Origin of the sequence: Sporosarcina limicola (assembly GCF_014873855.1) — a bacterium.
Taxonomy (GTDB): domain Bacteria; phylum Bacillota; class Bacilli; order Bacillales_A; family Planococcaceae; genus Sporosarcina; species Sporosarcina limicola.
Map to the genome: position 1 here is coordinate 12,773 of NZ_JADBEL010000023.1, position 24,526 is coordinate 37,298.

General features: G+C 37.7%; 27 protein-coding genes and 1 other annotated feature. Of the genes, 21 read left to right on the forward strand and 6 right to left on the reverse strand.

All coding sequences use genetic code 11. The features are described from left to right. The first annotated feature begins 33 nt into the window (after positions 1 to 33). The 8 genes from H4683_RS16280 (at position 34) to H4683_RS16310 (ending at position 5,176) form a co-directional block, all read left to right on the forward strand. A complete protein-coding gene (locus tag H4683_RS16280; protein WP_192599888.1) occupies positions 34 to 438 on the forward strand; it encodes a GNAT family N-acetyltransferase in 405 nt (134 codons plus the stop codon). A 28-nt stretch (positions 439 to 466) separates the two neighbouring features. Then, positions 467 to 1,240: a GNAT family N-acetyltransferase gene (locus tag H4683_RS16285; RefSeq protein WP_192599889.1), complete on the forward strand. Its 774-nt coding sequence runs from the start codon at positions 467 to 469 to the stop codon at positions 1,238 to 1,240. 514 nt (positions 1,241 to 1,754) lie between these two features. Continuing rightward, a complete protein-coding gene (locus H4683_RS16290) occupies positions 1,755 to 2,456 on the forward strand; it encodes an ImmA/IrrE family metallo-endopeptidase (RefSeq protein ID WP_192599890.1) in 702 nt (233 codons plus the stop codon). Positions 2,457 to 3,088: 632 nt separating this feature from the next. After that, positions 3,089 to 3,214, forward strand: coding sequence for a hypothetical protein (locus H4683_RS21980; protein ID WP_275403090.1), 126 nt, complete (start codon positions 3,089 to 3,091; stop codon positions 3,212 to 3,214). Positions 3,215 to 3,244: 30 nt separating this feature from the next. Continuing rightward, on the forward strand, positions 3,245 to 3,397 hold the full coding sequence (locus H4683_RS16295; protein WP_192599891.1) for a hypothetical protein: 153 nt from the start codon (positions 3,245 to 3,247) through the stop codon (positions 3,395 to 3,397). Between the two features lie 528 nt (positions 3,398 to 3,925). Then, on the forward strand, positions 3,926 to 4,126 hold the full coding sequence (locus tag H4683_RS16300) for a hypothetical protein (RefSeq protein ID WP_192599892.1): 201 nt from the start codon (positions 3,926 to 3,928) through the stop codon (positions 4,124 to 4,126). Between the two features lie 74 nt (positions 4,127 to 4,200). Then, positions 4,201 to 4,689, forward strand: a complete 489-nt coding sequence (locus H4683_RS16305) for a sigma-70 family RNA polymerase sigma factor (RefSeq protein ID WP_192599893.1) — start codon at positions 4,201 to 4,203, stop codon at positions 4,687 to 4,689. A gap of 13 nt (positions 4,690 to 4,702) precedes the next feature. Next, positions 4,703 to 5,176 (forward strand): hypothetical protein, encoded by a 474-nt coding sequence (locus tag H4683_RS16310; protein ID WP_192599894.1) that lies wholly within the window; start codon positions 4,703 to 4,705, stop codon positions 5,174 to 5,176. A 245-nt stretch (positions 5,177 to 5,421) separates the two neighbouring features. Here H4683_RS16310 and H4683_RS16315 read toward each other — a convergent pair whose 3' ends face one another. After that, positions 5,422 to 6,285 carry an alpha/beta fold hydrolase gene (locus tag H4683_RS16315; protein WP_192599895.1) on the reverse strand — a complete coding sequence of 288 codons (864 nt, stop codon included), beginning with the start codon at positions 6,283 to 6,285 and terminating at the stop codon, positions 5,422 to 5,424. A 507-nt stretch (positions 6,286 to 6,792) separates the two neighbouring features. Between H4683_RS16315 and H4683_RS16320 the strand changes: the two genes are divergently transcribed. The 5 genes from H4683_RS16320 to H4683_RS16340 all read left to right on the forward strand — a co-directional run bounded on the left by H4683_RS16320 (position 6,793) and on the right by H4683_RS16340 (position 10,823). Then, positions 6,793 to 7,281 (forward strand): hypothetical protein, encoded by a 489-nt coding sequence (locus tag H4683_RS16320; protein WP_192599896.1) that lies wholly within the window; start codon positions 6,793 to 6,795, stop codon positions 7,279 to 7,281. Between the two features lie 459 nt (positions 7,282 to 7,740). Then, complete coding sequence (locus H4683_RS16325) at positions 7,741 to 8,133, forward strand: hypothetical protein (RefSeq protein ID WP_192599897.1); 393 nt, start codon at positions 7,741 to 7,743, stop codon at positions 8,131 to 8,133. Beyond that, positions 8,123 to 8,500 carry a hypothetical protein gene (locus tag H4683_RS16330; RefSeq protein WP_192599898.1) on the forward strand — a complete coding sequence of 126 codons (378 nt, stop codon included), beginning with the start codon at positions 8,123 to 8,125 and terminating at the stop codon, positions 8,498 to 8,500. Before H4683_RS16325 ends, H4683_RS16330 begins: the two co-directional genes overlap by 11 nt. Before the next feature lie 423 nt (positions 8,501 to 8,923). After that, positions 8,924 to 9,349 (forward strand): MarR family winged helix-turn-helix transcriptional regulator, encoded by a 426-nt coding sequence (locus tag H4683_RS16335; RefSeq protein ID WP_192599899.1) that lies wholly within the window; start codon positions 8,924 to 8,926, stop codon positions 9,347 to 9,349. Positions 9,350 to 9,437: 88 nt separating this feature from the next. Then, positions 9,438 to 10,823 (forward strand): MFS transporter, encoded by a 1,386-nt coding sequence (locus H4683_RS16340; RefSeq protein ID WP_192599900.1) that lies wholly within the window; start codon positions 9,438 to 9,440, stop codon positions 10,821 to 10,823. A 65-nt stretch (positions 10,824 to 10,888) separates the two neighbouring features. Here the strand turns inward: H4683_RS16340 and H4683_RS16345 are convergent, their stop codons facing one another. Both H4683_RS16345 and H4683_RS16350 read right to left on the reverse strand, forming a co-directional pair. After that, positions 10,889 to 11,647 carry a GNAT family N-acetyltransferase gene (locus H4683_RS16345; protein WP_192599901.1) on the reverse strand — a complete coding sequence of 253 codons (759 nt, stop codon included), beginning with the start codon at positions 11,645 to 11,647 and terminating at the stop codon, positions 10,889 to 10,891. A gap of 163 nt (positions 11,648 to 11,810) precedes the next feature. After that, entirely contained in the window at positions 11,811 to 12,725 is a 915-nt protein-coding gene (locus H4683_RS16350; protein ID WP_192599902.1) for a hypothetical protein, read from the reverse strand. Positions 12,726 to 12,996: 271 nt separating this feature from the next. On the opposite strand from H4683_RS16350, the gene H4683_RS16355 reads away from it, so the two are divergent. Next, positions 12,997 to 13,905 carry a DUF4300 family protein gene (locus tag H4683_RS16355; RefSeq protein WP_192599903.1) on the forward strand — a complete coding sequence of 303 codons (909 nt, stop codon included), beginning with the start codon at positions 12,997 to 12,999 and terminating at the stop codon, positions 13,903 to 13,905. A 64-nt stretch (positions 13,906 to 13,969) separates the two neighbouring features. Here H4683_RS16355 and H4683_RS16360 read toward each other — a convergent pair whose 3' ends face one another. Then, positions 13,970 to 14,230 carry a hypothetical protein gene (locus H4683_RS16360; RefSeq protein ID WP_192599904.1) on the reverse strand — a complete coding sequence of 87 codons (261 nt, stop codon included), beginning with the start codon at positions 14,228 to 14,230 and terminating at the stop codon, positions 13,970 to 13,972. A gap of 191 nt (positions 14,231 to 14,421) precedes the next feature. After that, positions 14,422 to 14,638, forward strand: a binding site (T-box leader). Positions 14,639 to 14,716: 78 nt separating this feature from the next. Between H4683_RS16360 and proS the strand changes: the two genes are divergently transcribed. The 6 genes from proS to H4683_RS16390 all read left to right on the forward strand — a co-directional run bounded on the left by proS (position 14,717) and on the right by H4683_RS16390 (position 21,337). Then, positions 14,717 to 16,156, forward strand: a complete 1,440-nt coding sequence (proS, locus tag H4683_RS16365) for a proline--tRNA ligase (RefSeq protein ID WP_192599905.1) — start codon at positions 14,717 to 14,719, stop codon at positions 16,154 to 16,156. A 192-nt stretch (positions 16,157 to 16,348) separates the two neighbouring features. Beyond that, complete coding sequence (locus tag H4683_RS16370; RefSeq protein WP_192599906.1) at positions 16,349 to 18,100, forward strand: methyl-accepting chemotaxis protein; 1,752 nt, start codon at positions 16,349 to 16,351, stop codon at positions 18,098 to 18,100. A gap of 162 nt (positions 18,101 to 18,262) precedes the next feature. Continuing rightward, positions 18,263 to 18,826: an alpha/beta hydrolase gene (locus H4683_RS16375; protein ID WP_338062485.1), complete on the forward strand. Its 564-nt coding sequence runs from the start codon at positions 18,263 to 18,265 to the stop codon at positions 18,824 to 18,826. Positions 18,827 to 19,010: 184 nt separating this feature from the next. Next, positions 19,011 to 19,748: a sulfite exporter TauE/SafE family protein gene (locus H4683_RS16380; RefSeq protein ID WP_192599908.1), complete on the forward strand. Its 738-nt coding sequence runs from the start codon at positions 19,011 to 19,013 to the stop codon at positions 19,746 to 19,748. A gap of 256 nt (positions 19,749 to 20,004) precedes the next feature. Beyond that, entirely contained in the window at positions 20,005 to 20,586 is a 582-nt protein-coding gene (locus H4683_RS16385; protein WP_192599909.1) for an RNA polymerase sigma factor, read from the forward strand. After that, complete coding sequence (locus H4683_RS16390; protein WP_192599910.1) at positions 20,579 to 21,337, forward strand: DUF4367 domain-containing protein; 759 nt, start codon at positions 20,579 to 20,581, stop codon at positions 21,335 to 21,337. The genes H4683_RS16385 and H4683_RS16390 overlap by 8 nt, the downstream gene beginning before the upstream one ends. A 23-nt stretch (positions 21,338 to 21,360) precedes the next feature. Here H4683_RS16390 and H4683_RS16395 read toward each other — a convergent pair whose 3' ends face one another. Beyond that, positions 21,361 to 21,870, reverse strand: a complete 510-nt coding sequence (locus tag H4683_RS16395) for a DUF6147 family protein (protein ID WP_192599911.1) — start codon at positions 21,868 to 21,870, stop codon at positions 21,361 to 21,363. Between the two features lie 265 nt (positions 21,871 to 22,135). On the opposite strand from H4683_RS16395, the gene H4683_RS16400 reads away from it, so the two are divergent. After that, the gene (locus tag H4683_RS16400; RefSeq protein WP_192599912.1) at positions 22,136 to 23,113 is read left to right on the forward strand and encodes a c-type cytochrome; all 978 of its coding nucleotides are present in this window, start codon (positions 22,136 to 22,138) and stop codon (positions 23,111 to 23,113) included. 134 nt (positions 23,114 to 23,247) lie between these two features. Here the strand turns inward: H4683_RS16400 and H4683_RS16405 are convergent, their stop codons facing one another. Then, positions 23,248 to 24,453 carry an alanyl-tRNA editing protein gene (locus H4683_RS16405; RefSeq protein WP_192599913.1) on the reverse strand — a complete coding sequence of 402 codons (1,206 nt, stop codon included), beginning with the start codon at positions 24,451 to 24,453 and terminating at the stop codon, positions 23,248 to 23,250. Positions 24,454 to 24,526 lie beyond the last annotated feature (73 nt).

The window sequence follows — 24,526 nt, forward strand, 5'->3', positions numbered from 1 at the left end:
AATAAGTTACTATAATTTAGGAGCGGATATAGTATGATATATATAAATGAACTCGATGGAATTTCTCCTGATAGGTTAAAAGGTTTTTTTGTGGATTGGCCCAATCCGCCAAATCCACAAACTCACTTAATACTATTAAATAAGAGCAGTAAAGTAATTATTGCTATTGATGATAATACTAATCAAGTAGTTGGATTTATTACAGCGATAAGTGATGGAGTTCTATCTGCTTACATTCCATTTCTTGAAGTTTTGCCAGAATACAAAAATAAGGGTATAGGCAAGGAATTAGTACATCGGATGCTGAAAGAACTGGATGACATATACATGATTGATTTATGTTGCGATAATGACTTAGTTCCTTATTATGATAAGCTCGGCATGATGCAGACAAATGGTATGATTTTGCGGAACTATAAAATGCAATCTGGAAGTTGAAAATATTATATAAGAGAGAAGGAATTGAATGATCTATGAGTTAAGCAACGATTTGAGAAAAAAGCTTATTCCAATGTTCGATGATATGGATAGTACTATTATTCTTTCATGTCTTCAAGGGCATATGGGATCGGCGTGGGTTGACGACCTTGAAAATCCTACAGTTGCACAAGTAACAGTGGGGATTTTTGTGTTTTTTGCTGGAAATCCTAATACAAAGATAGCGGAAGAACTTCTATACAATCTGTCAGATTATAATCTCGTTATTGTTAATACAGATGAATGGAAAAAACGTATCGAATCAGTACATAAAGGTTCAATAGAGAAGTTTCAACGGTATAAATTTTTAAAAAATCCAGACCACCTTGGTAAGAGCCACATACAGAACTTATTATCTCCATTACCAGAAGGATATGAACTGAAAAAAATAGATGCGACAATAGCGAAAGAACCATCTTTGCATGAGTTATCAGAAGACTTTATAACTCAGTTTAATTCTATAGATGATTTTATAAACCGAGGAGTAGGCTTTGCTGTTTTGAATGAGGGACAAGTTGTATGTGGGGCAACATCATTTAGTATTTATGATGATGGAATTGAGATTGAAATTGCTACACATCCTCAACATAGAAGAAAAGGCTTAGCAACGATAACAGCCTCTGCGTTGATAGTAGACTGTCTGAACAGAGGAATATATCCAAGTTGGGATGGAGCTAATAACGAATCTGTTAAACTAGCCGAAAAACTCGGATACATTTTTAAAGAGTCATATGATACATACTTTATTAATTATATAAAATAATTCTAATCACTACTTTATCTGAATTTTAAAACTAGCATATTTAAATATACAAGCTAGTCCATACTATAAACATGAATATAATATCAACTAACGTTTCTAAGCCCACTCAGTGATTGAATGGGGGTTTTGTGGATTGATTTTAATGGATTGGGTGACAGTCACGATTGAACGAGTACCTGTCACCGAACAATCTGGACGAATAATAAGTATCTATTCAAGCAAACTGCAATTGTATAGATAAAGAGCTCAATCATCTGTTTGGTTGAGCTTTTTGTTGTATGGTTTGGAATCATGATAACTGGCACAAAACACTCTGCATAGTCTTATTCATAAACCGCTTTAATAAATTCGTTGAAATTGTGGACTTTCTTTGATAAAAGGTGATTTTAGAGGAAAGAGTGCTTAGTAAATTTATAGAAACGAGGGAATCATATGACCATTCTTCTGAGTTTAAATTCATTCGAAGAGGAAAAAGAAGAAAAAGCATAAATTTTAGTAGAAAAGAGGATGAATTATGTTTGTTGGGGAAAATTTAACCGACATTCGATTACTCCACGGCTATTCTCGCAATGAATTAGCGAAGTTAGTAAATGTCAGTGAACAATCTATATGGCAGTATGAGAATAATTATAATGGACCTAGACTTGAAATTGTGAATAAGTTTAAAGAGTTATTTGATGTAAAAACGAAGTATTTTTATGAGGAAAAGACTTGTAAAACAGAGTTCGATCCAAGTTTATTAGTGTATCGATCAAAAGAAATAAACAGTGTTGTAAAAACCAAATATGAAGCCACACATTTAGAGTTTATAGAAGGATTCATCAATCTATTAGAGGGATATATTGCTTTTCCTGAAAATAGACTTGTAAAGATTCGAGATTATTGTGTCCAGTTTATTGTAGAGGCTTCTGAACGTTTTGACCGAACAGAAATCATTCAATATATAGCTGAATATGCTAGGAAAGAATTGCAACTTGGCAACGATAATCAAAAACTCTTGTTTTCCTTAGAGAAAAATGGAGTTTTTGTTTTTGAAAAATTTTTAGGTGAAGATATTGATGCCTATAGTACTTGGAGTAAGAAGGATAAACCTATTCTCATTTTAGGAACTGCAAAGAAATCATCAGTAAGAAGAAACTTCGATCTTGCTCATGAACTCGGTCATCTTTTGTTGCATTATAAAATGGATTTAAGTGAGCTAACCAAGTCTGAATAGGGGCCACTCTGGATAACGGCGAGATACCGGTTTTTCTTAAGATTCCCGGATAAGTATCTCCGAAGTGCGGTTCGCAGGCTTCCGCCAGCCTTGACTCGCTGAAAAGATAGTGATTCCTACTCTCCTCGTTATAAATCTTGTATTTGAATGTGTCAAATAACTGTATAGGTAAATTTAGTTATTTAGAATAGAAATAAACTTTATTTTGGAAACGTATTGACAATGGTGAATTGGAAATGGTATCCTCAAGTAGTTAGATTTATAAAAAAAAGAAGGAGGCTCGGAAAAAATGACTAAACTTATAAACTCTAACCTTAACTGTATAGTCATTCCGTGCCCAAACGATCTTTCTTTTGACTAATTAGAATCGGAATGGCATATGTTCTGCCGTTCTTTACTATGAGCACACGCTTATTTTAATAAGCGTGTGCCTTTTTGTATTCATTTTAAATAGGAATTGGTGTTTTCACGCATTGCGTGTTGCATAAATAAAAAGAAAAGGAGTGCTGACAATGTTTTACGTAATTCAGCAAAGAAAACTAATGAAGAAGGAATCTACAGAGAGTGGATAGTGAAAGATTTCAATACTTCAAGAATTAATTGAAAATAAAAATTGAGGAGGAGAATAAAATATGATTAAGAAAATTGTGAATAATCGATTCAATGAGCAAAACAGAGAAAATAAATTGGAGTCTCCAACAGTATATTTAGGCGGTAAATATGTAACAAGAATGGTGTTTGCCATACCTTTACAATGAAATTGGACGAACTCCTAAGGGAGTAATGGAATGTCTGAATATAATAAAGAATACGTCCGTGAACGTATGCGTGAATTAGAGAAAGAAGCAAGAGCTTATGAATTGGCACGTCGCTGCATGGCCATGAAAAAGAAAAAGAGAAAATCTTTTTGGGTAATTTTGATGAACTATTTTCATAGATGATTAACTAATTCGTTACTTCTGTCAGTGGTAACATCTCATAAATATAAAAAACGTCTTTGTCTACAATGAAATCTAGTAGATAAAGACGTTTTTTTAATGTCTGGCAACAGTTTTTTCAGCAATGAAAGATCAGCTAATCCTTTAATTTCGTTTCTTGCTATTAATAGAAGGGCGTGGATTATTTTACGCTTACACCTGATGATTTTTAAATGACTTGTACGTATACCTTACAAGTAAAGTGGAAATGACAATAGCAGTTATAATCATCATAATGGGTTGCAATAAAAGTGTGCCGAACAAATTATAAAACACGCCTAACTCAAAATGTTCATATGCGTTTATGATGTTGACAGGGAACAACGAAATGATTTTATCAGCAAGCTAAGATATTTCCGACAAGTCGATCATGAGAATATAAAGTACCAATGCTGAAAGGATGACACCAATAAACGGATTTTTTCCTTTGGACGTTATAAATAGCGCAATTGTAGCCATAAAAATCAGACCGATCAAACGGGAATAGATTGGGTGGATGAACTTGAGTTAGAGGAAGATGAACAAATTGGAAAATTTGATTTTATAGTTACAAAGGCAGAGGAATTCAAAAATGATTCTGCAAATATATTACCAATTGGTGCTGATATTTATTCTGTGAAAGACCGTGCTGATATTTTAATTGTGAAGTATGAGAGTGAAATTAAACGCTACTTACTACTATCTGAAGGTTGATTTCTTACTATTTATTTATTCTTTGAAACTTTTCAGGCTTATGATCTCTCTAAGGTGTGAAGGGAGGTTGAAATATGAATTATATAAAACTTGTGAAGAAAGCGATCAAAGGCGATGAAGCAGCTTTTGAAACACTAATCGTGGACCAGAGCGATAAACTTTATCGGACTGCATTTCTGTATGTCCGTAACAAAGAGGATACTTTAGACGTTCTTCAAGAAACTACTTATAAAGCTTTTATTTCAATGGATCAATTAAAGCATCCAGAGTATTTCAGTACGTGGATCATAAAGATTTTAATTCGTACAGCTTATGACGTCTTAAATAGGAAAAAGAAAATCATTTTGACTGGTGATGAATTTTTTGAGTCTGTCACAGAAATCAGGACAGAAAAAATTGAATTAAGACTTGATTTAACCGAAGCAATCTCAACCCTAAATCTTCATTACCAAACCGTAATCATTCTCTTTTATTACCACGACTTACCTATTAGCAAAATAGCGGAAACAATGAATAAACCAGAAGGAACAATAAAGACCTATCTTCATCGCGCTAAAAGATGAAGATGCTAGTTATTTGATGGTATATCCTGAAATAAGACAGTATGAAGAAGCGACAATCAGGTCAATTAATAGTTCTTTTCCATTCCAAATAGAAAGCAATCGTTTTGATTACAAAATTAAGGTTAAAAGTGTAGAAACAACCGGCAATGAATTAACTGTAGACTATTCCATTCAAAACATAGAAATCGATAAATTTAAACAAGATATCATCCAAAGTTTCGTTAATTTTATTGAGGTTATTAATACAGATAACATCAAAAGTAGTGAAAATGGAGAACTCCTTTATGATCAAACGCTTGGGCATTCTATTCGAAGTAAACAAACAAAGCTTATAAATAAAGATGAACTGCATTTTAAATCAACTTTTGTAATTGATGTTCCTAATAAATTCGATTATGAAGGCTACTCGCTAATGGTTCCATTTGGCACCTTAAGTTCAAATGACCCAATTAAGATGGAGCCAATAAAAATAACATTAAAAAACTAACTACTGAGGAGAAGTTGCTTCAGAATCATACTGAAGTTAGCTAAAACTGTGGGGGAAGTGTATAAACAAACTCATTGTGGCAAAGTTGCGTAGAATAGGGAAGCATTACTGGGATTACTACACCTGCTTTTGATAAAAATAATACGACTATAATGGTTACGGTTGAAGGGGAAGCAAAACTTAATTCATTGTGCCAGCCACTCAATTCAATCGTATTTGAAATAACATGGTTGTTTGAGTGACTGTCACCTTTTATAAGATTTTAGAAATCCAATAATGTTTTCATCTGTTTCATTTGACGATTTACCAAGCCAAATTAAATGACCCCACGAGTCAAGTAGATAAAGTTCTGAAAAAGGTATGTTTTCATGAGCATAATATGGATGATCTAAGGGGACAGAACCATCATGTTTACTATGCATAATAAGAGTTGGGCAAGTAACGGCTCGTAAATCTTCGATAGTTATCTCATTTATTTGTGCTAAGTCTATAAAGAATCCATAACCTGATCGTTGGCGATTATTCATTTTTCTAACAGCTTCAACATCACCCTTATTGATTTTATCTTTTGCTTCACTAAATCTTAGTTTACTGAATGAAGAAAACATTTGTTTGAAAATAAACTGAGGGAAGATATTATTCATAGAAGAAATTAAAATCCATGTGTATTTTTCAGTTTTCGGACGAAATAAAATCCTCGCAGCTTTGTATTCTTTATCCTTCGGTATAAGCCATTTTTTCGTAACAGCAGATTGCAATGTAAGTGTACAAACAAACTTTGGATATTTTGAAGCAAAATAAAGCCCACTAGGCCCCCCAGCAGAAATAGCAAGTAGATGCACTTTTTCGATTTTTAAATGGTTTATTAATTTTAAATAATACTCACAAGCTATTGATAGACTTTTTCCAACTTCTATAGATGTCCCTCCATATCCAGCTCTTGAAGGGGTGATTACTGAGAAACCATTTTCTACTAATGCCTTATACCCAAATTCTTCATTACAGTTTGAATGTCCCCCATGCATGACAAGTATGGGTTCTCCTTTACCAATAATTGAATACTCAATTGAAACACCTTCTGATGAAAATACCTCGATTCTACGTTCCATAAATCATTCCCACTTTCTTAATCGATTCACAACAGTACCTCTTTCATTCATACGATAAAACGTCAGTTCTTATAATTGTATTATCGCATAAATCAAGGAGTTTTCCAAAGTGGGTGAGTATTGTGTTTAGTGTCGTAAACGGTGGGTTAGATATACTAACATGAAATCCAGGGTTGTTTGGTTGGCACAAAACACTACAGCTGCTTCTTATTAAACAATGTGACTGTACTCCATAGGCATACGACCGAGCAAACGACTGTAACGCCGATCGCAACATAAAAATCATTCACAGCTATTTCATTTATTAACAAAGGAACATTTCCAGTTACTAACCTCAACGGATTGAATGATTGGACTTTAGTGAACATATTCAGCAATGGATTAGTAGTTGATTTTAGTTGATTAAATCAACCGATAGGAGATAAATGGATTGGGTGATAGTCACCGAACAATTAAGACTGCATAGTCTATATAGATATGAATTTGATTAGCAACGGAGGTAAAGGAATGATAAACTTTCAAGCTTTTAACGGAATCGTGACGATGATTGATGATTTTTCAATAGGGCAAAATAATGTGGTAGGTTGTTATAAATTACTATCCGTAGATAACGGATATGGAGCGTTAGTAAATTTCGTAGTGGCACCCACGACTTATTTTGTAGATCATGTAATGGTGGCCGTAGGGGATAGGATAACTGGATTTTATGATGCAAATGCGCCAGTTCCGCTCATATTCCCACCACAATTTCGAGCGATTGTTATGGCCAAAGATACGCCCTATCAAAATGTGAAAGTAGACCATTTTAACAGCCATTTAGAGAGTAGCGATGGCACATTAAAGTTAACTATTTCCCCGCATACTCAAATTTTATTGGAAAATGGGCAAGCCTTTACCGGAAATATTGCAAATCGAAATCTAATTGTTGTCTACGGCGCTACTACCAGAAGTATCCCAGCCCAAACCACCCCCCATAAAATTATTGTCATGTGTTAGTGGTTTGGGATGGATGAAAGGTTGTTCAAGCAAACAGCAATTGTATAAATAAAGAGCTCAGTCATATTCGATTTGACTGAGTTTTTTATGGTTTGGAATCATTAATTGTATCCGTTATGCTGATTCGAAAATTATCGTTACCTGTCACTTCAGCTCCTGCTTTTTCTAAAGACTGGGCAACATCACCTACTAATTTACCGGCACTTTCCCAATAACCTTCTCCCTGATAACGCTCAATCTCTGCAAGATCTACACTATGTCAACTCCATGAATCGCTTTAATCAATTCGGTTTTTTCTCGTTAGTTTATTTTAGGAATAAAGTTATTCTGTTACCTAATAATTTTTTTAAAAAGTAGGGTTTATTTTATAGGTTAGGATACATAATTTATAACAGGGATATTTTTTGGTGATATATTGTACAAAATATTACCGAGTGTTATAATAGGGAGGCATAAAATATGAAACATGAAAAGAAGGTGGAGGAAATGTTAGCTACTTTAGATTTCAAAATCACTGAATTAGAACGTGAAATGCCTAATCCAAATCGCATCGCTCTCTCTAAAATTCGTGATACAAAAGAGTGGATTCCACTTTTGGATAAGTATAATACAATCGAAGTAATTTCTGGTGTTGAAACCATCGCTCAAATAAATGCTCCAGATTTAGTACCTCACTTAATTCAAAAGATTAAACAATTACAAAAAGAGTTAACTAATGCCCAACTTAATGGTTTATATGGCGATCGTGCACACGAAGTGCAACCACTCTCTGGTGAAAAATTAGCTATTACTGCAACAGATTATTTAGATGAGCTTTTGAAAATTAAAGGTTCAAAAGTAGATGATAGATAGTGCTATCTTAAAACAAGCTATTAATAAGATTTCATCTATTGAAGAATTTCAAATGGATCCTAAACATTTAGCTTTAGATATTTTAGCTCTTTCTATGACTTTCAATGATGAAACTAAGTTTGGAGATGTGGTAAATTCAGTTATTGATGCGATTCATAGCCTTCTAAATGATGTTTCTATCGGAGAAGATTTAGAGCATAATCTTGTTGAATGGAAGTCTTATCACTTTTCAAGTCCTTATACAACTTATCCTGGAGAAGAAGATATGAGAATGGTCTATCAATCCGTTACTAATATCAAGATCCTTGCTTTTGGACATCGTTATACTCCCACAGACTTTTATAAACGCTTTATTAATAGAATATAAACAGAAATAGCTTAATTCATCATTTGATGGTTAAGCTATTTTTGAAAATTGACTTGTATTATGTTTAATAATTACTGCCCCTTCTTCGAGCATTAAACCAGTTAAAACCACTTGTTGTTTTAGAATCCACAGTTCATTATCATACCTCTGTTATGCAGTAACTATACAAGTTGAATCTTTGTTTTACATTCCAACGCACAATCAATTTACCACAGTATTCAGATCTATACTAACGCCAATCTTCTAATTCAATGAGTGTTGTAGTTAGGATGGAACGAGCATTCAGAAACATTAGTATAATGTTTCACGTTTGTTCGTGTGATTGTCACTAAACACTATCGAATCAGAGTTGACACTATAAGGAATTGATAATACACTTGTCGTAGCAACTATCATCATGTCTATTATTCTGGAGGGATACCATTGGAATTGGATGAATATATAGGTGTTATTGTGCACCGAGCAGATTTGAAACTTACTAATTATTATCAAAAAGTGCTTATTCCCTTTGATATTACAGTGGATCAATGGGAAATACTCGTTATCCTTTGGGGGAGAGAGGGAATTACTCAAAAAGAACTTGCAGAAAGGCTGTTTAAAGATCAGACGAACATTGCCCGAATGCTATTCAAGCTTGAGAAGAAAGGTTTTATTTATCGTGTAACCCATGAGACGGATAGAAGATCCTTACGCGTATATTTAACTTCCAAAGGTCAAGAAATTAAAGATGAAATTCTTGTTCCATCATTGGAAGCGTATAGGAAGACTATTGATGGATTAACTGATGAAGAAGTTGAAACATTTAGAAGGATACTTTCTAAAATACATAATAATGTAAACTATTTGTAGCAGATTTTGTTTGGATTAGCATGCATTTTAAAACGTAATATACTTGTCATGACAAGTATATTTTAACGATCATATGGAGGTTACGATGATGAAAAAAAACAATAAAAAAACAGGGATTTTTGATGTCCAGTATAGGGCGTTGACAATTGGTATTATCTTGGCTGTTGCAACTGTAGGATTCGAAGGACTAGCGATTACAACGATTGCACCAAAATTGGCGCAAAGTTTAAATGGCATCCATTTATATGGTTGGATTTTTAGCGCATTTCTTTTATCCCAAATTATTGGGGCAATGGTCATCGGTAATCAAATTGATAAGAATGGTCTGTTTAAATCTTTTGTCGTGTCCATTTTAATTTTTGTTGCAGGTATCGTCATTGCAGCAACCTCCATCAATATGCAAATGCTGATTGGAGGAAGAGCTTTTCAAGGTTTCGGAGCAGGTGCCCTTTTAACCTGCGTATATTCAAGCATTGCATTAAGTTACCCTGATGAGCTTAGAACTAAAATTCTTGCAGCATTTTCAAGTGCTTATGTTCTTCCTGCATTGATTGGACCTTATATGGCAGGACTCTTAGCTGAATCTCTATCATGGAGGTTTGTGTTCTGGTTTGTCCTTCCTTTCATTGTTCTAGCTGTATTCTTAACGCTTCCGTCGTTTCGTAAATTACAAGCTGAAAACACATTTGCACCCTCTGAACAAAGAGGAAACTATAAAGAAATCTATGCCGTTTTATTGACTCTCGGAACGGGTCTGCTGTTAGCTGGATTAGGATTTTTACCTGATTGGAAGGGAATTACGATGTCAGCTGTAGGGGTCATGATCATGATTCAACCTTTACGGAAGCTACTACCAGAGGGCGCTTTCGTAGTTAGAAGGGGTTTGCCGGCAACCATTGTTTCAAGAGGGCTGTTTGTTGCATCCTTTTTGGCTGTAGAAAGTTACGTTGTTTTGGCTTTAACAACGGTTAAAGGTTTCTCGGCGGACATAGCTGGTTTAATTGTTGCTGCTGGAGCAATAAGCTGGTCAGTAGCAGCTTGGTTCCAATCCAAGCTCGATGAAAGAGATCATGGAAATGGGCGAAAAAAACGGGTAATTGTCGGCATTGGTTTCATGATTATAGGAGTTGCGCTGGTTATCCTAATTATAGGTCTTCCAGGTAACGGAGTTGTATTCGCGATTTTATCACAAATACTCACCGGATTTGGCATAGGGTTAGCACATCCAACAACGGGAGCCATTGCTCTACAGCACGCCAAAGCAGGGGAAGCAGGCGCAGTTTCCGCTAATATTCAATTTATTGATGCGTTTGGTCCTGGATTGGGTATTGGAATAGGCGGTGCTCTAATCGCCATAAGTGGAACTGTTGGATGGGGCGTATTGACGGGAATAATGCTGGCCTTATCAATGCAGTTCCTTTGCTTACTCTTCAGTTTTATCATCTCCTTTCGTATTGCGACGAAGGAAATATAATGATTGTGAGTTCGGTAAAGATATTCCTTGTTGTAGCTGAACCACGAAATGATTCGTTATTCCAATCATTTTTCTAGTAATTTTGTTAATACTTTTTCAAATTTATTGGCACTCATTATTTCGTGTGTAATAAATTCTCCATTATAAAACAGACCAAACGTTGTCCAAATAGTAGGGGCATTTTGTGCCTCTTCTTTGGTGGTCAATTGATGCGTAGTAAAGGTAACCCCACTGTTTTCCGCTACTTGTCTTAAATCCTCTAAAATACCGACAGCGAAGGGACATTGAGCGGTGTAATAAATTGCGATCCCTTTTTGTGAAACTAAAGATTTTTCATTCCGTTTAAATGAAGGACGGGCAGCTTGTTCATTCCACGATAATGAAACCAGTTCAAAATAAGGATCAATTTGATCTACTAACTCAAATCCCATATAGTCAAAAAAGTGTTTCTCACTCAAGTAAGGATATTTTTTCTTTCCCACAATATGTACGATTCCATCCATACCTCGAGCCATAGCGTCTTCTTTACATTTATCCAACAATTGTTTGCCATGGCCATTATCTTTATATCTACCTGAAACCCATAAACAATTGATGTACATATAATTAGGTGCATGAATGGGAATCCATGCCATCTCAGCAGGTAAATATTCAATAAAGACTTTTGCACGTTCGTTTAAACGATAAAAAACTAATCCGTCATCCATTCGCTCTGCTAACCATTTTTTCTTTTCGTTTACGGCTTCCTCATATTGTTTTGCACCTAACGCACAACAAATATGTTCATTTTCAATAGTGTTTTTTGTGATTTGAATGTATCCCATGTTTCCGCCCCCCCCCCCCGTAATTATACAATTATTATATCACGTCTGTTTTGTCACTTTAAATCGTATCAGATTGGGTACCTTTTTCCTGTGGATACGTTGGAAATAACTAGCTAATCAACAGAGGTGTTGATTCCCCCGCAATTTATTATTTTCATCGGTTTCATTCATTAGAGGCATGCTCCAATTGCCCAATAATGCCAGTCAATTGTCTGGTTAGATAAGGCGAAACGTCGCCAATTTCGGCTACTGCTTCTAGTAGCGCAAAGGTGTGCCCGCCCCACGGACCTTGTGGATCGAATACTTGCCTGCCGATTCGCAAGCCTGCTGCTTCGATATGGCTGTTCAATTGTTGCATTCCTTCATTCAACAGGTCGGCCGGTAGCGGTTTGTTCCTGCGCCGGGACCATTCTGCCAAGAAGGACATGCCCCGCAATATATCATATTCAAAAAACCTTGGAAAGCAAGGTTTCAGCCATTCTGTATCGATGATGTGTCCATTTTGTTTGGAACATACAAGACGATGTTCGATCAAATAACGTGCGCCTTGATCCAAGAAAACGGCTTCCTGCGCAGTGAATTCGCGGTTCGTATACCACAGAATAGCCTCAAGTGGGGGCAGTGTTGAAACGATAGAGCTCTTATTAGAATGGATATAAGCCGCAGGATCGCAGTTCAGTCCGCCATCAGACAGCTGATGTTTTAAGAACCATTCGCGAATCCAAGGCAGCTCTTTGTCCAAATCACAGCCATAGGCCATCAAAATCATATAGTATACGGCAAGCTCACAATGGCAGCAATCCATCTTCATTCTATCGGTTTCACTTGTTGGATGGTCGTCGGCGGATATGATGAAGGTGGGCCAGGTTCGAGCTTCGAGCAAATATTTTGCTCTGGCAATAGCGGACTCGGGAATTTGTTTTACTTCCCCCATTTCATAAAGAGTTGCCATATGCCACCAAGCCCCGTTCCATTTTCTACGGCTGTCCCCGCAACGATCCATGGCCAAATCCGGATTAGATTCAAGAAATCGTATAGATTCTTCTATTGCATAACGAATATTTTGATTTGTTTCCATCTGGATATCCCCCTTTTGTTTACCTCTATAAATTCACAGCAAATAGCGACTTTATATTGTATTAGAATTGGCGTATTTTTCCTAGAATCTTATTGGAATAACTAGCTAATCAACAGACGTGACAAAATGCCCCTAAATGAAAGAGTGGTTTTAAAGTTTTCATATCAACAAAAGTAACAATGAAAAAAGTAATAATACAGGGGCAAACTTTTCTTTCCCGCATTCCGTCTATTTATATAGTAAACAGTTCAATACTGAAGGAGAAGAAATGATGAAGTCTAAAAAAGCGCTACTGATTATATGTATATCTTGTATTCTACTCATTACAGGATGCGGAGACAAGGGAGAAGTAATTGACAAACCGATAAAACAATTAACCTATTCTAATTTAACAGACAGAGCTTCTCAAAATGAATTAACAACAGCACTTATTGATGCGAATATCCCGAAAAAGTATGTTGACAATTTCATAGCTAATGTAGTCTCATTTCAAAAAACAGTAGGAAAAGAACGATTAACAAAAGGCGGATATGAAACGATTGATGGTCTAGAACCTACATATGATGAAGTTTCCATGATTGATTCTTGGAAACTATTACAACCAGACGTCCAAGATGTGAATTGTCGCTTAACTGCATTCGAACTGCTACAAGATGAAATTGTGGTAAAAAAATCTTATACTGGAGAGTCTTTTGAATTATTTATGGATGCCGATTCATTTGAGAATAGTCCGCAATGTTCGATTAATTCATCAGATTGGCCCGATTTTTCAGCTCTCTTTGGATCTATTCCAACAGAAAATACAAAAGATATTCAAAAGCATCTAGCTGTATTACAAAAATCGTGGAAGGAACGAGAAATATCATTTAAAGATAATGACAAGATTTCTCTCGTTTCAGTTGTATTTCACGCTGCTGAAGATAAGATTTTATTCATTGGACATTGCGGTGTATTAATCCGTAAAGACGACGAATTTTTATTCGTGGAAAAGGTATCTTTTCAAATGCCTTACCAAGTTGATAAGTTTAAAAGTAAACAAGAGTTGAATGATTATTTAATGCATAAGTACGATGTCTCATATAACCAACCGAGCGCTAAACCATTTATTATTGAAAACGATCAATTAATAGAAGGGTATCGTTCAAATCCGGATAACCCTGCGGATAGAACAACAGAATGATAGATGAAAAAGTGTCTTTTCAACGTTTAACGACGTGAAAGACACTTTTTTGTACGCAATAGTACTAGTACCCATTAGATTTCAAGATGTATTCTTTCAAAGTTCCTTTTTTAACAGCTTCATCAATTTTTTGTCGTTCTTGTGGATCTAAGTGAACGATGTATATCATATCTCCGCTGTCATCGAGCCCAATGACAGCCTCTCCATCTTGACTCCCAGCGAAAGCACGCTCGGCCCGAGGTGCAATTTCTTTCATCGCTTCAAGAACGACTTGAATATATCGCTCCTGTCGTTCTCCTGTTAAAAAATAACCATCGTTTGTCATATGAGTGCTCCCTTTTTATAAGGACGTTATTTCGATATGAAAGTTCATTCAATTAAATTAAGAATTGTAGATTAAATTGTGTGTATTATCAAAGTAACAGGCTGCGATTCTCAGGTTTCATATGGAAGAAATGTTCATCAATTCAGACTTGGATTGTATTAGCCATTCATATTGGGTATAATCTAAGTAATATGAAATCCTTGATGTGATCAAGTAAATAAGAATTGTGAAACAGAAAATATAGCAACTTGCTGAGAGCTATATCACCGCTTCTTATTGAAACCTATCACTGAGATGTTATGCCAACATAACCGAGTCGTTTTCGTTATCAAACGTTTAGAGGGCTTAGATTAATTTAAGCTAAACTAAGGTGGTACCACGTCTATTCAGCACAAAGACGTCCTTATATAAGGGCAACTTTGTGCTTTTTTGTGTCTAGATTTCGGGTGCCAAACAACTTTTTTATTATAGTAGGAGGAAAAGTAAATGACCAATCAACAGAAAAATGATTTTACGAGTTGGTATATCGACACGATTAAAAAAGCGGATTTAATGGATTACACGCCTGTTCGTGGATGTATTGCATTTAAACCGGATGGCTATGAAATTTGGGAGCATATCCAAGCGGAAATGGATAAACGTTTTAAAGAGACGGGACATCGTAACGCATATTTCCCGATGCTGATTCCAGAATCTTTCTTTGAAAAAGAAAAGGATCATATCGAAGGGTTTTCTCCGGAGTTGCCTTGGGTTACTGAAGCGGCTGGTGAAAAATTAGAAGAGCGTTTGGCACTTCGACCTACATCGGAAACGATGATTGGGCATTTATATTCGGATTGGATCAAAAGCTATCGTGATTTACCCGTGTTAATTAACCAGTGGGCGAACGTCTTCCGTTGGGAAAAGAAAACATTGCCATTCATCCGTACTTCTGAATTTTTATGGCAGGAAGGGCATACGGCTCACGTGGATGAAGTAGAAGCGCGTGCAGAAACGATGCAAATGTTGAACATTTATAAAGAAGTGGTGGAAGAGCTGTTGGCGATTCCGGTTTACGATGGTCAAAAAACGCCTTCTGAACGTTTTGCAGGCGCTATAGATACGTATTCGATTGAAGCAATGATGAAGGATGGAAAGGCGGTTCAAGCCGGAACTTCACATTACTTAGGAACAAAATTTGCGCAAGCATTCGATATTAAATATTTAACGAAAGAAAACAAGCATGAATTTGTGCATACAACTTCTTGGGGGACTTCTACCCGATTGATCGGTTCCGTCATTATGACGCATGGCGATGAACAAGGTCTTGTATTACCCCCACGTGTTGCGCCAACGCAAGTTGTGTTAATCCCAGTAGGTCCGTGGAAGAAGAATCCTGAAATTATGGAGAAACTGGATGAGATCTTTGCGCAGTTGAAGGCACAAGGAATCCGTGTACGTTTGGATGATTCCGATCAGTCTCCAGGTTATAAGTTCAATGAATGGGAACTAAAAGGTGTTCCAGTCCGAGTGGAATTAGGACCGCGTGATTTGGAAAATAATCAAGCGCTTATCAAAGCACGTGATGAAGATGAAAAAGAAGCAGTGGAGCTTTCTGCACTCGTTGCTAGAATTGAAGAAGAATTAGTGACGATGCAAACACGCTTATTAGAAAAAGCGCGTGCATTCCGGGAAAAGCATTCCCACATACATGTCGATTCATTAGTGCAATTAAAAGATCATATTGCAGATTCAACGGAAAGTGGAGAAATTCCAGGTTGGATTCTTGCAGGTTGGTGTGGAGTTGACGCTTGTGAAGAACAAGTGAAAGAAGAAACGAAATTTACGACACGTAATATTCCATTCAATCCACCAGCAGAGAAATCTAGCTGTATTAATTGTGGAAATGAAGCGAAGCATACAGTGTGGTTTGGTCGCGCTTATTAATTATATGAAATGAAAACGCTCCTCCACGTAAATCGGGAGGAGTGTTTTTTAGTTGAGAAACTAGAAAATACATAGTTTGGTTAGAATATAATTTCGTCATTTTTGGATAATATTTTCATTAGTACAAAATTATCCTGTATAATGAATTCAATAGTTCACCACAAGAAGAATAAAAAGAAACGAGGTAAGGTCTTGAAAAATAAATCGAAACTAAGCCGTCAAATAACGTTTTTTGTTATCGGTACAGTTGTTATCCTTCTTATCGCAATGAGTATTAGCCTATATTCAAACACATCAAATACGGTTAATAAATCTATTGGTCTACAAGGTATCTCCACAGCACAAAATATAGCATCTTTACTGGATGCAGATGCATACGAGCAACTGATTGGGGAAATGACCGAATCTGACCAATACTGGGAGCTTCGTGCTGAACTCGAGAAGATGCGAGTCAATAATGGCGTCCTATTTTTATATACGATGACAGTCCCCAATTCGAAAAATGAGGACGTCCAATTTATTGTTGAAGCTGGTGAACCGGATGCCGATGATGTAATCGCTATCGGAGAAGTACATGAGCTTACAACATATGAAACGATTAAAGGTGCTATCGAAGGCGCTGGTCATTCAACGGACATTATCATAGATCCGGAATTTGGGGACTATCTCTCTGCTTTCGCCCCTGTTAAAAACGACAAAGGCGAGATAATCGCTGTTGTCGGATTGGATATTGCAGCCGATAAGGTAGGCGCGTTGAAAAATGAAATTGTTGCTTCAAGTCTGCTAACCTATATTACAATAATTTGTGCGATTGGCATCATCGCCGCTGTATTTTTAAATTGGTATTTAAATCAAGTTCTTCGCCCACTAGCGGGGATGGAAAAGGCTGTTTCTGAATTTGCAGAAGGCAACTTAGACGAGGCAGAAGCATCACTCGCGAATATACGATCGATTGGGAATAATGAAATCACTGCATTCAAAGAATCATTTACACAATCAATTTTACAGATGAAGAACATGGTGATGAATATGAATGGAACCGCGGTTTCTTTACTTGGAATAACCGATGAATTGACACAAGTTGTCACGAATGTCCGCGGGTCAACGGACGAAATTTCGGATAGCATTGTACAAATTGCGGCAGTAAGCGAGGGCCAAGAAACGAATAACCGGGAAGTTCTCATTGCGGTGGAAAATATTACGGTCAGCGTTCAACGCATCGCTGAAGTTTCTACTTCCGTAGCGGAAGCTTCAAATGTAATGGAGGATCTTGTTGTTACAAGTGTGAAATGTTCCCAAAAAGTTTCCAATCAAATTAATGATATAGAGGCTTCATTTCTAAAAACGGAAAGTTTCATGCAAGATCTTGAATCGAATTTCAGGTCAATCGAGGGCATGGTGAGCATTATTACCAGTATCGCAGAGCAGACCAACTTGCTTGCACTGAACGCAGCGATTGAAGCAGCTCGTGCAGGGGAAGCTGGGAAAGGGTTTGCCGTCGTTGCAAGCGAAGTAAGACAACTTGCCGAGATATCTCGAAAATCTGCTGAAGAGATTCGTAGTGAAATCAGCTCATTCCATTCGATGACAACCGCTGTGTTAGATGAAATGACTTCAAGTGCTTCACAAATGGGAGAGGGTTCGAAAGCCGTCGTTTCGATTGGGGATGAATTGGTAGCTGTGCTCACTGCCGTGCGAAACGTAAACAGTGAAATTCAGGACGTCTCTGCAGCTACGGAAGAAATCTCGGCAGGATCGGAAGAAGTATTGGCCTCTATGGAAACGGTCATGTTGCTTGCAACGGAAGCTACCGAGCGTACACAAGCCGTTGCAGTGGCAAACGAAACGCAAAATCATTCAGTTACTTTGCTTTCCGAAACGATAAGAGTATTAAATGAATCATCGACTCAATTGCAATTAGCCATTGGCGTTTTCAAATTATAAATGCAAGAAAGCCATTTGGAATATAGTTTGCCCCCTTTATATCTCTAACAAACAGTTTGAATTGATGATAGGGAGATATACTAAATAAAAGTACACTGATTACATAGACGGTTTATTCAGGGGGCGTTATGAGATGAAAAAGATAGTAGTAAGACTACTATCATAGCAAAGGAAGCAAAGAATTATGGGATAGATATGGATCATGTCTATTTTGCGGGAGATTCTGCTGGCGCACAAATTGTTAGTCAGTTTGTTACGATTCAAGTGGAGAAGAGTTATGCAGATTTACTGGGAATCAAAGCAATTGTTCCACCAGAATCGATTGAAGGTACACTCTTATTTTGTGGACCTTATGACGTAACCCGTTTCGCGGAAATCAGTGACAATTTCCTTGTCAGTTTTTTATTCCGAAGAATGGGTTGGGCGTATATGGGGGACAAAAACTGGTTAGATTCTGATTCTGCTAAGGAAGCATCTATTATTGAATATGTTTCAAGTACATTTCCTCATACGTTCATCACGGACGGAAATACAGGCTCGTTCGAAAACCAAGGTATGGAGCTGACGAAGAGTCTAAAGGCAAATGGCGTTCCTGTGAAAGATATTTTTTATCCGAAGCAAGAAGAAAAGTTAGGTCACGAATATCAGTTTATAATGAACACACCACAAGCTGAAAATACTTTTAATGAAATGATTAAGTTCTTAAAATCATCTACTGAAAAGTAAAATAGAAAACGCTCCTCCGGATGAATCGGTAGGAGCTTTTTTGATTTTTGGAGACTGTCACTATAGACTATATACAGAACAGGGTCATTAGTTTTACTAATTAACTTGCATTTGCATAATCGAATTTACTTATGAGTGAAAGGATAATAAGCTATAGATAGGTTCAATGAGAGAAGGATGTCCTATGGAATACATTATGCTTTATTTTATCGGCTTTGCTGCAACGATACTTGGCACATTGGCAGGGGGTGGGGGACTCATCAGTTTGCCTGCCATGCTACTGATGGGATTGCCAGTTCACTCCGCGATTGGGGCCAATAAAGTATCCAACACAGTGAGCTCACTTTCGAGTTTTCTTGTGATTTATAAAAATAAAGAAGTAACGGTCAAAGAAGCGCTTACGGTTGTCCCAATCAGTCTTGCCGGTGGAGTTACCGGAGGTGTAATCGCATCCTTTTTGAAAGAGGAATGGATGATAGTTATTGCGATTGTGCTCTTAACATTCGCATTCATTACATCATTTCTAGGAAAGGCGGACTTTGATGGCAGTGAAGCATTTCATGTGAATAAAAAAAGTGCCGCTTCACTATACGGAATCGGTATTTATGATGGCGTGTTTGGTCCTGGAAGTGGAACATTGGCATTATATTTATATGCTCGTATGAGAATGTCTTATTTACGAGCAGTCGGGTTATCACGTATCATGATATTTTCGAGTTGCTTCGGCGCGTCAATCAGTTATATTTCAACCGGAAAAATTATATGGCCACTCACGATTGCATTAATGCTCGGTTCGATTAGTGGCGCACAACTCGGTGTTCGTCTTGCTCACAAATTAAAAAAAGAGCATGTTAAGCCGATCCTTCGCCTCGTTACTGTACTTCTAATTATACAAATTATTATGGAGTGTATTGGGAAATGAGATTTTGAATTATATTGAAACGCACATAAAAAATCAGCCTCTCGGAAATCTAAACCGGAGGCATTTTTTTTATCCCGTAAGAATGTTAACCGTTGTTCGGTTGTTACGGTTTACCGCTGTCCAAGTATGATTCTATTAGTTAGCGCTTATTCACTTAGATTCATTGTATAATAAAGAGGGAAATGGAATGAATTTGACACTATACGATTGAATTGAAATAGTGAATTGATATTCAAACAGGCAGGAGGGATGCAAATTGTTAAATAAAGTCTTCAGGAAATTTAAGCAACAAGACCATGAAGCAGAGAAGACTATTTTTGATAAATACTATGAGCGTGTGTACTACGCAGCCTATTATGTCATAAAAGATCCAGATTTAGCGCAAGATATACTTCAGGAAACCTTTATGAAGGCATTTAAAAACATGCATAAAGTTCATGACGAAGAAAAAATAGGAGCGTGGCTATCAACAATCGCTACGCGCACAGCAATCGATTACTACCGTCGAATGAAAAAGAGGAACGAATTTGTAATAGAGGACGTCTTAATGGATACAGAGTATGTTGCAACTTATCTCGACCATATTTCGACTGTGGAAACCGTGTTGGAAGAAGCTCAGCTCAAGGCCATTTTACTTGAGGAAATTGATAAACTAAAACCGGATCATAGAGAGGCTGTGATTCTTTACTACCTGCATGATTTAAGATATGAAGAAATTGCGGAGCTGTTGGATATGAATATAGCAACGGTAAAAACGCGGGTTTTCCGTGCGAAAAAGAAGTTGAAAGAGTCGATTGAGAAACAACCTGAACTCATGGAGGTGTTGTGGAATGTCTGAATCCGAAAAACATGATATGGATCAACTGATTAAGGAAACGATGGAAGAAAAGAAAAGAGAATGCCCGCCTCCCGAACTAACATCAGCAGAAGTGTGGAAGAAGATGGAGGATAGTCGAAAGGTAACAGGCAATCTGTTAAAGAAAAAGCGTATTCCTAAAAAGGTTTTTTTGGCTGTCGCCTCTATTTTTATAGTGCTGATTATTGCGTCGTACCCGCAAAAGGGAGTTGCATTTAGCCGATGGAGTGGGATGTTCCAGAAAGTTCAGGGTTCTGTCGTGCAATTGTTTGGAAGTTCGGGCGAGTTACCAGAAGACCAAATGAACGCTCCTGATTTTTATGTCATAGAGGATTCAGGGCCTGTTATGGTGCAGATGAACCTCGAGGAAGCGAAAAAAGTGACAAACTTCCCCATCACTATTCCAAAAGTTCCGACTGAATTTCAATTGAAACAGGTCTCCGTAATGCAAGAGAAAAGAAAAAAAAGCGATGAAATTTACTTGAACTATGTTGGCGATGAACGAGGTTTTATCATAGAGGAAAAGGCATTGAGTGGACAATTCATTTTTGGCAAGACGGTAGATATGGATGATACTAAAGTGGAGGAAGTTTTCATTAATGGTGAACAAGGGTCTCTCTTAGCGTTTAAAAATGGTGTGTACTCGCTGACTTGGATGACACAAAGTAATTACTTTCATATTGAAGGGAAACTAACAAAGGAAGAAATCATTAAAATAGCAAGCACCATGTAGAAGACGGGGGCATAGACCCCCGTTTAATTTGCGTAAATTTGATTGGATACTCTTGTGAACTGCTCGATGGTTCCATTATGACTGACGTAGTGTTCGGTTTTCGTACGATAATAATAGCCACTGACAACTTGAACATTTTTAGAATATGAAACAAAATTAGAGCTATTGTTCTTTGCTGATCCAATCGATAAAATATCGACCCATTGACTAGTGGAGGAATTCCATCTCTGCAAGTATAAAACAACGCTGATACTATCTACAGGAATGTAGGCCTTTGTATTTCCACCTATTTTAAGCGTTGTACTTGTTAGAAGTTCAATAGATGAACTACTACTCATAATATATTGAGTAGATAGGATACCAAGATCACCTGAGTTGATTTCACTACCTTCAATCGTATCATCTATTGCAGTGATGGATAGCGGTGTGAAAACAAGATTTTCTTTTTCGGCAGCTAGACCTTCATGCGCTGTCCAACCCATCATCGCAATTGCGGCTAGCGATAGTATTGCTACTTTGTTTATTATTTTCATTTTTCCTACACTCCTTTAATAGTTGTTACATATTTAACGAACAGAACACAGAGATTGTTCCTAAAAAATAATTAAATAATATTATTTATGGTTTTATTGGAAAATCGTTTTTATAATCGCATTTCGACATATACCAAGGATATTCCCCGAACCGTAATAAAATTGACAAAATAATTTCTACAAAACTGCGAACATTTCCAGGAACAGTAGACGCTCTATATGAATTAATGGTACTTTAGAAGGGAATAGAAAGGGAGGGAACACCATGAGAAATAGTACTACTTTTATCCTAGGCTTCCTATTTGTCGTTTCACTCGCTGTTATTGGCATGATGGCCAACCAATTGAAAGTTAGCAAAGAAACCGCAAATCAACCTGGAGCACCAACTGAAACCGAAGCTCCAACACCACAAGTGGCAGGAATTACACACACACCACCTTCACTTGACGATGTACCCGAAGGTCCGCTTGGTGAAGCGATTCTCAGAGGGTACGAATTGACAAATGATACGTCGAACGTTTTGAGAGCGGAAGCTGCTTCTGTTGAAGATGGTGAAGCGAGAGTAAACGCATTATCTTGCACGAGTTGTCACGCAGGAGCGGGACTTGAAGAAGAAACGTCTTCACTTGTCGGCATGTCCGCAGTCTATCCGATGTTTATCGGACGTTCTGGTCAAATCGTAACATTGGAAGAGCGCATCAACGGCTGTATGGTAAGAAGTATGAATGGTCAAAAATTCGCAGATGATGATGAAGATTTGGATGCGATGGTTGCTTATTTGACTTACATATCCGAAGGGATTCCTGTTGGCGCGGAGCTTCCGTGGCGCGGCCAGAGTGACATGAAAGACGTACCGACTCCTAGTGTAGCTGATGGTGAGGAACTTTATCAGCAATCTTGTATTGCATGTCATGCGGGAGATGGTTCTGGAACAGGATCTAACTCGGGACCAGCATTATGGGGCGATGAATCGTTTAACGATGGAGCAGGAATTGCGCGTGTGTCAAAAATGGCTGGGTATATCAAAAACAATATGCCTATTGGCGCGGCAAACACTTTGTCAGACCAGGAAGCAAGCGATCTAGCGGCATTCATTTTGTCACAGGATCGGCCGGAATGGGGAAAACATGATAAAGATTGGCCAGGAGGTGGACGTCCTTCTGATATTATGACAAAAGAACTTCGTCAACAAGTGAAAGACGGTACAGTCGATTGGGATGAAGTGCTTGGAAAGAATAAATAAGTAAAATTTTTGTGGTCAACCACTGTTGGTAGTTATGAATATGAAACCCTCCCTGATAGTTTGGGAGGGTTTTATTATATCGAAGGGTTCTTGATCCATGGAGACAATGCGCATGGATATCGTTACTGTGTCAGTTACATACTGGATGGCCAATGTTCAAGGGATTCAACCATCTCCTGCAGCAATTCATCCGCTGAAATCGTCGGTTCTCCGCCACCTTGGACAAATGCATCACTGCCTCCGCCTTTGCCATTGATAGCTGGAAGTATGGCAGATGCGACCTGCTTCATGCTCGTTTCCACGGATGCGCCCCGTGCCGCGACAAATTGTAGACGACCATCACTTTCGGCGACTAGCAGAACGATGATATCAGCTGTTTCTGCTACAAGCAGCTTAGATAGTTTTTGCAGTTCCTGTACGGTACGATTTGCAAAAGAGGCCTTTACGATGCCGTCCTCCTGTTTGTTCAATAAATCTTTCGCCTCGAATGTCAAAATTGTTTCACGCATTTCCTTCAACGATTTCTCAAGAAAATGATTCGACTCCAACAATTTCTCTACAGAGGCGGCAACACCGTCTTCCGGAGCACTTAACAACTTCGACGTGGCTGCCAACTCTCGATTTTTCTTATGCAATTGTTCTACTACACGACCACCACAAACAAAATGCACCCGAACTTTCCGCTTTTCTTTCTCTGTCGATAAAATCTTTAACACACCCACTTCACCCGTTGAACTCGGATGCGTTCCGCCACAGCCGTTATAATCGAGATCGGGAATGATAACAAGTCGGATTTCGTCTGACACCGCAAGTTGCTTGCGTAGTGAATAGTTGTCTAACTCGTTCTCCGTTACCCACTTCGTCTCAATCAGCCGATTTTCTACAATGATAACATTAGCCAGTTTTTCTGCCGCATCCAATTGCTCGAGTGAAACGCCCTCCACAGCTAAGTCAATCGAGACAATTTCTTTCCCCAAATGGAAACTCACTGTCGGAAATCCGAACAACTCAACAAACGCCGCTGTTAGTATATGCTGGCCCGCATGCTGCTGCATATGATCAAACCTGCGCTCCCAATCGACGACACCAACCACTTCATCTGTGGAATCAAGAACTTCCTCCATTGTATGACGGATTTCACCCTCCACTTCCTCCACATTTAGGACGCGAACACCATTCAACGTACCTGTATCATATGGTTGCCCACCACCCGTTGGATAAAAAGCGGTGTTCTCCAACACGACATATGAATTGCTGTCTGTATCTTGGGAGGATTTCACAATCGAACTCGAAAACGTTTTACAATATGGATTTTCATAATACAGTCGATTTTTTAACATAAGACCAACCCCTACTCGTTATTTCCCCTTATCTTATCACGAGTAAATAGAAGAGAGCCAAAATCACGAAACT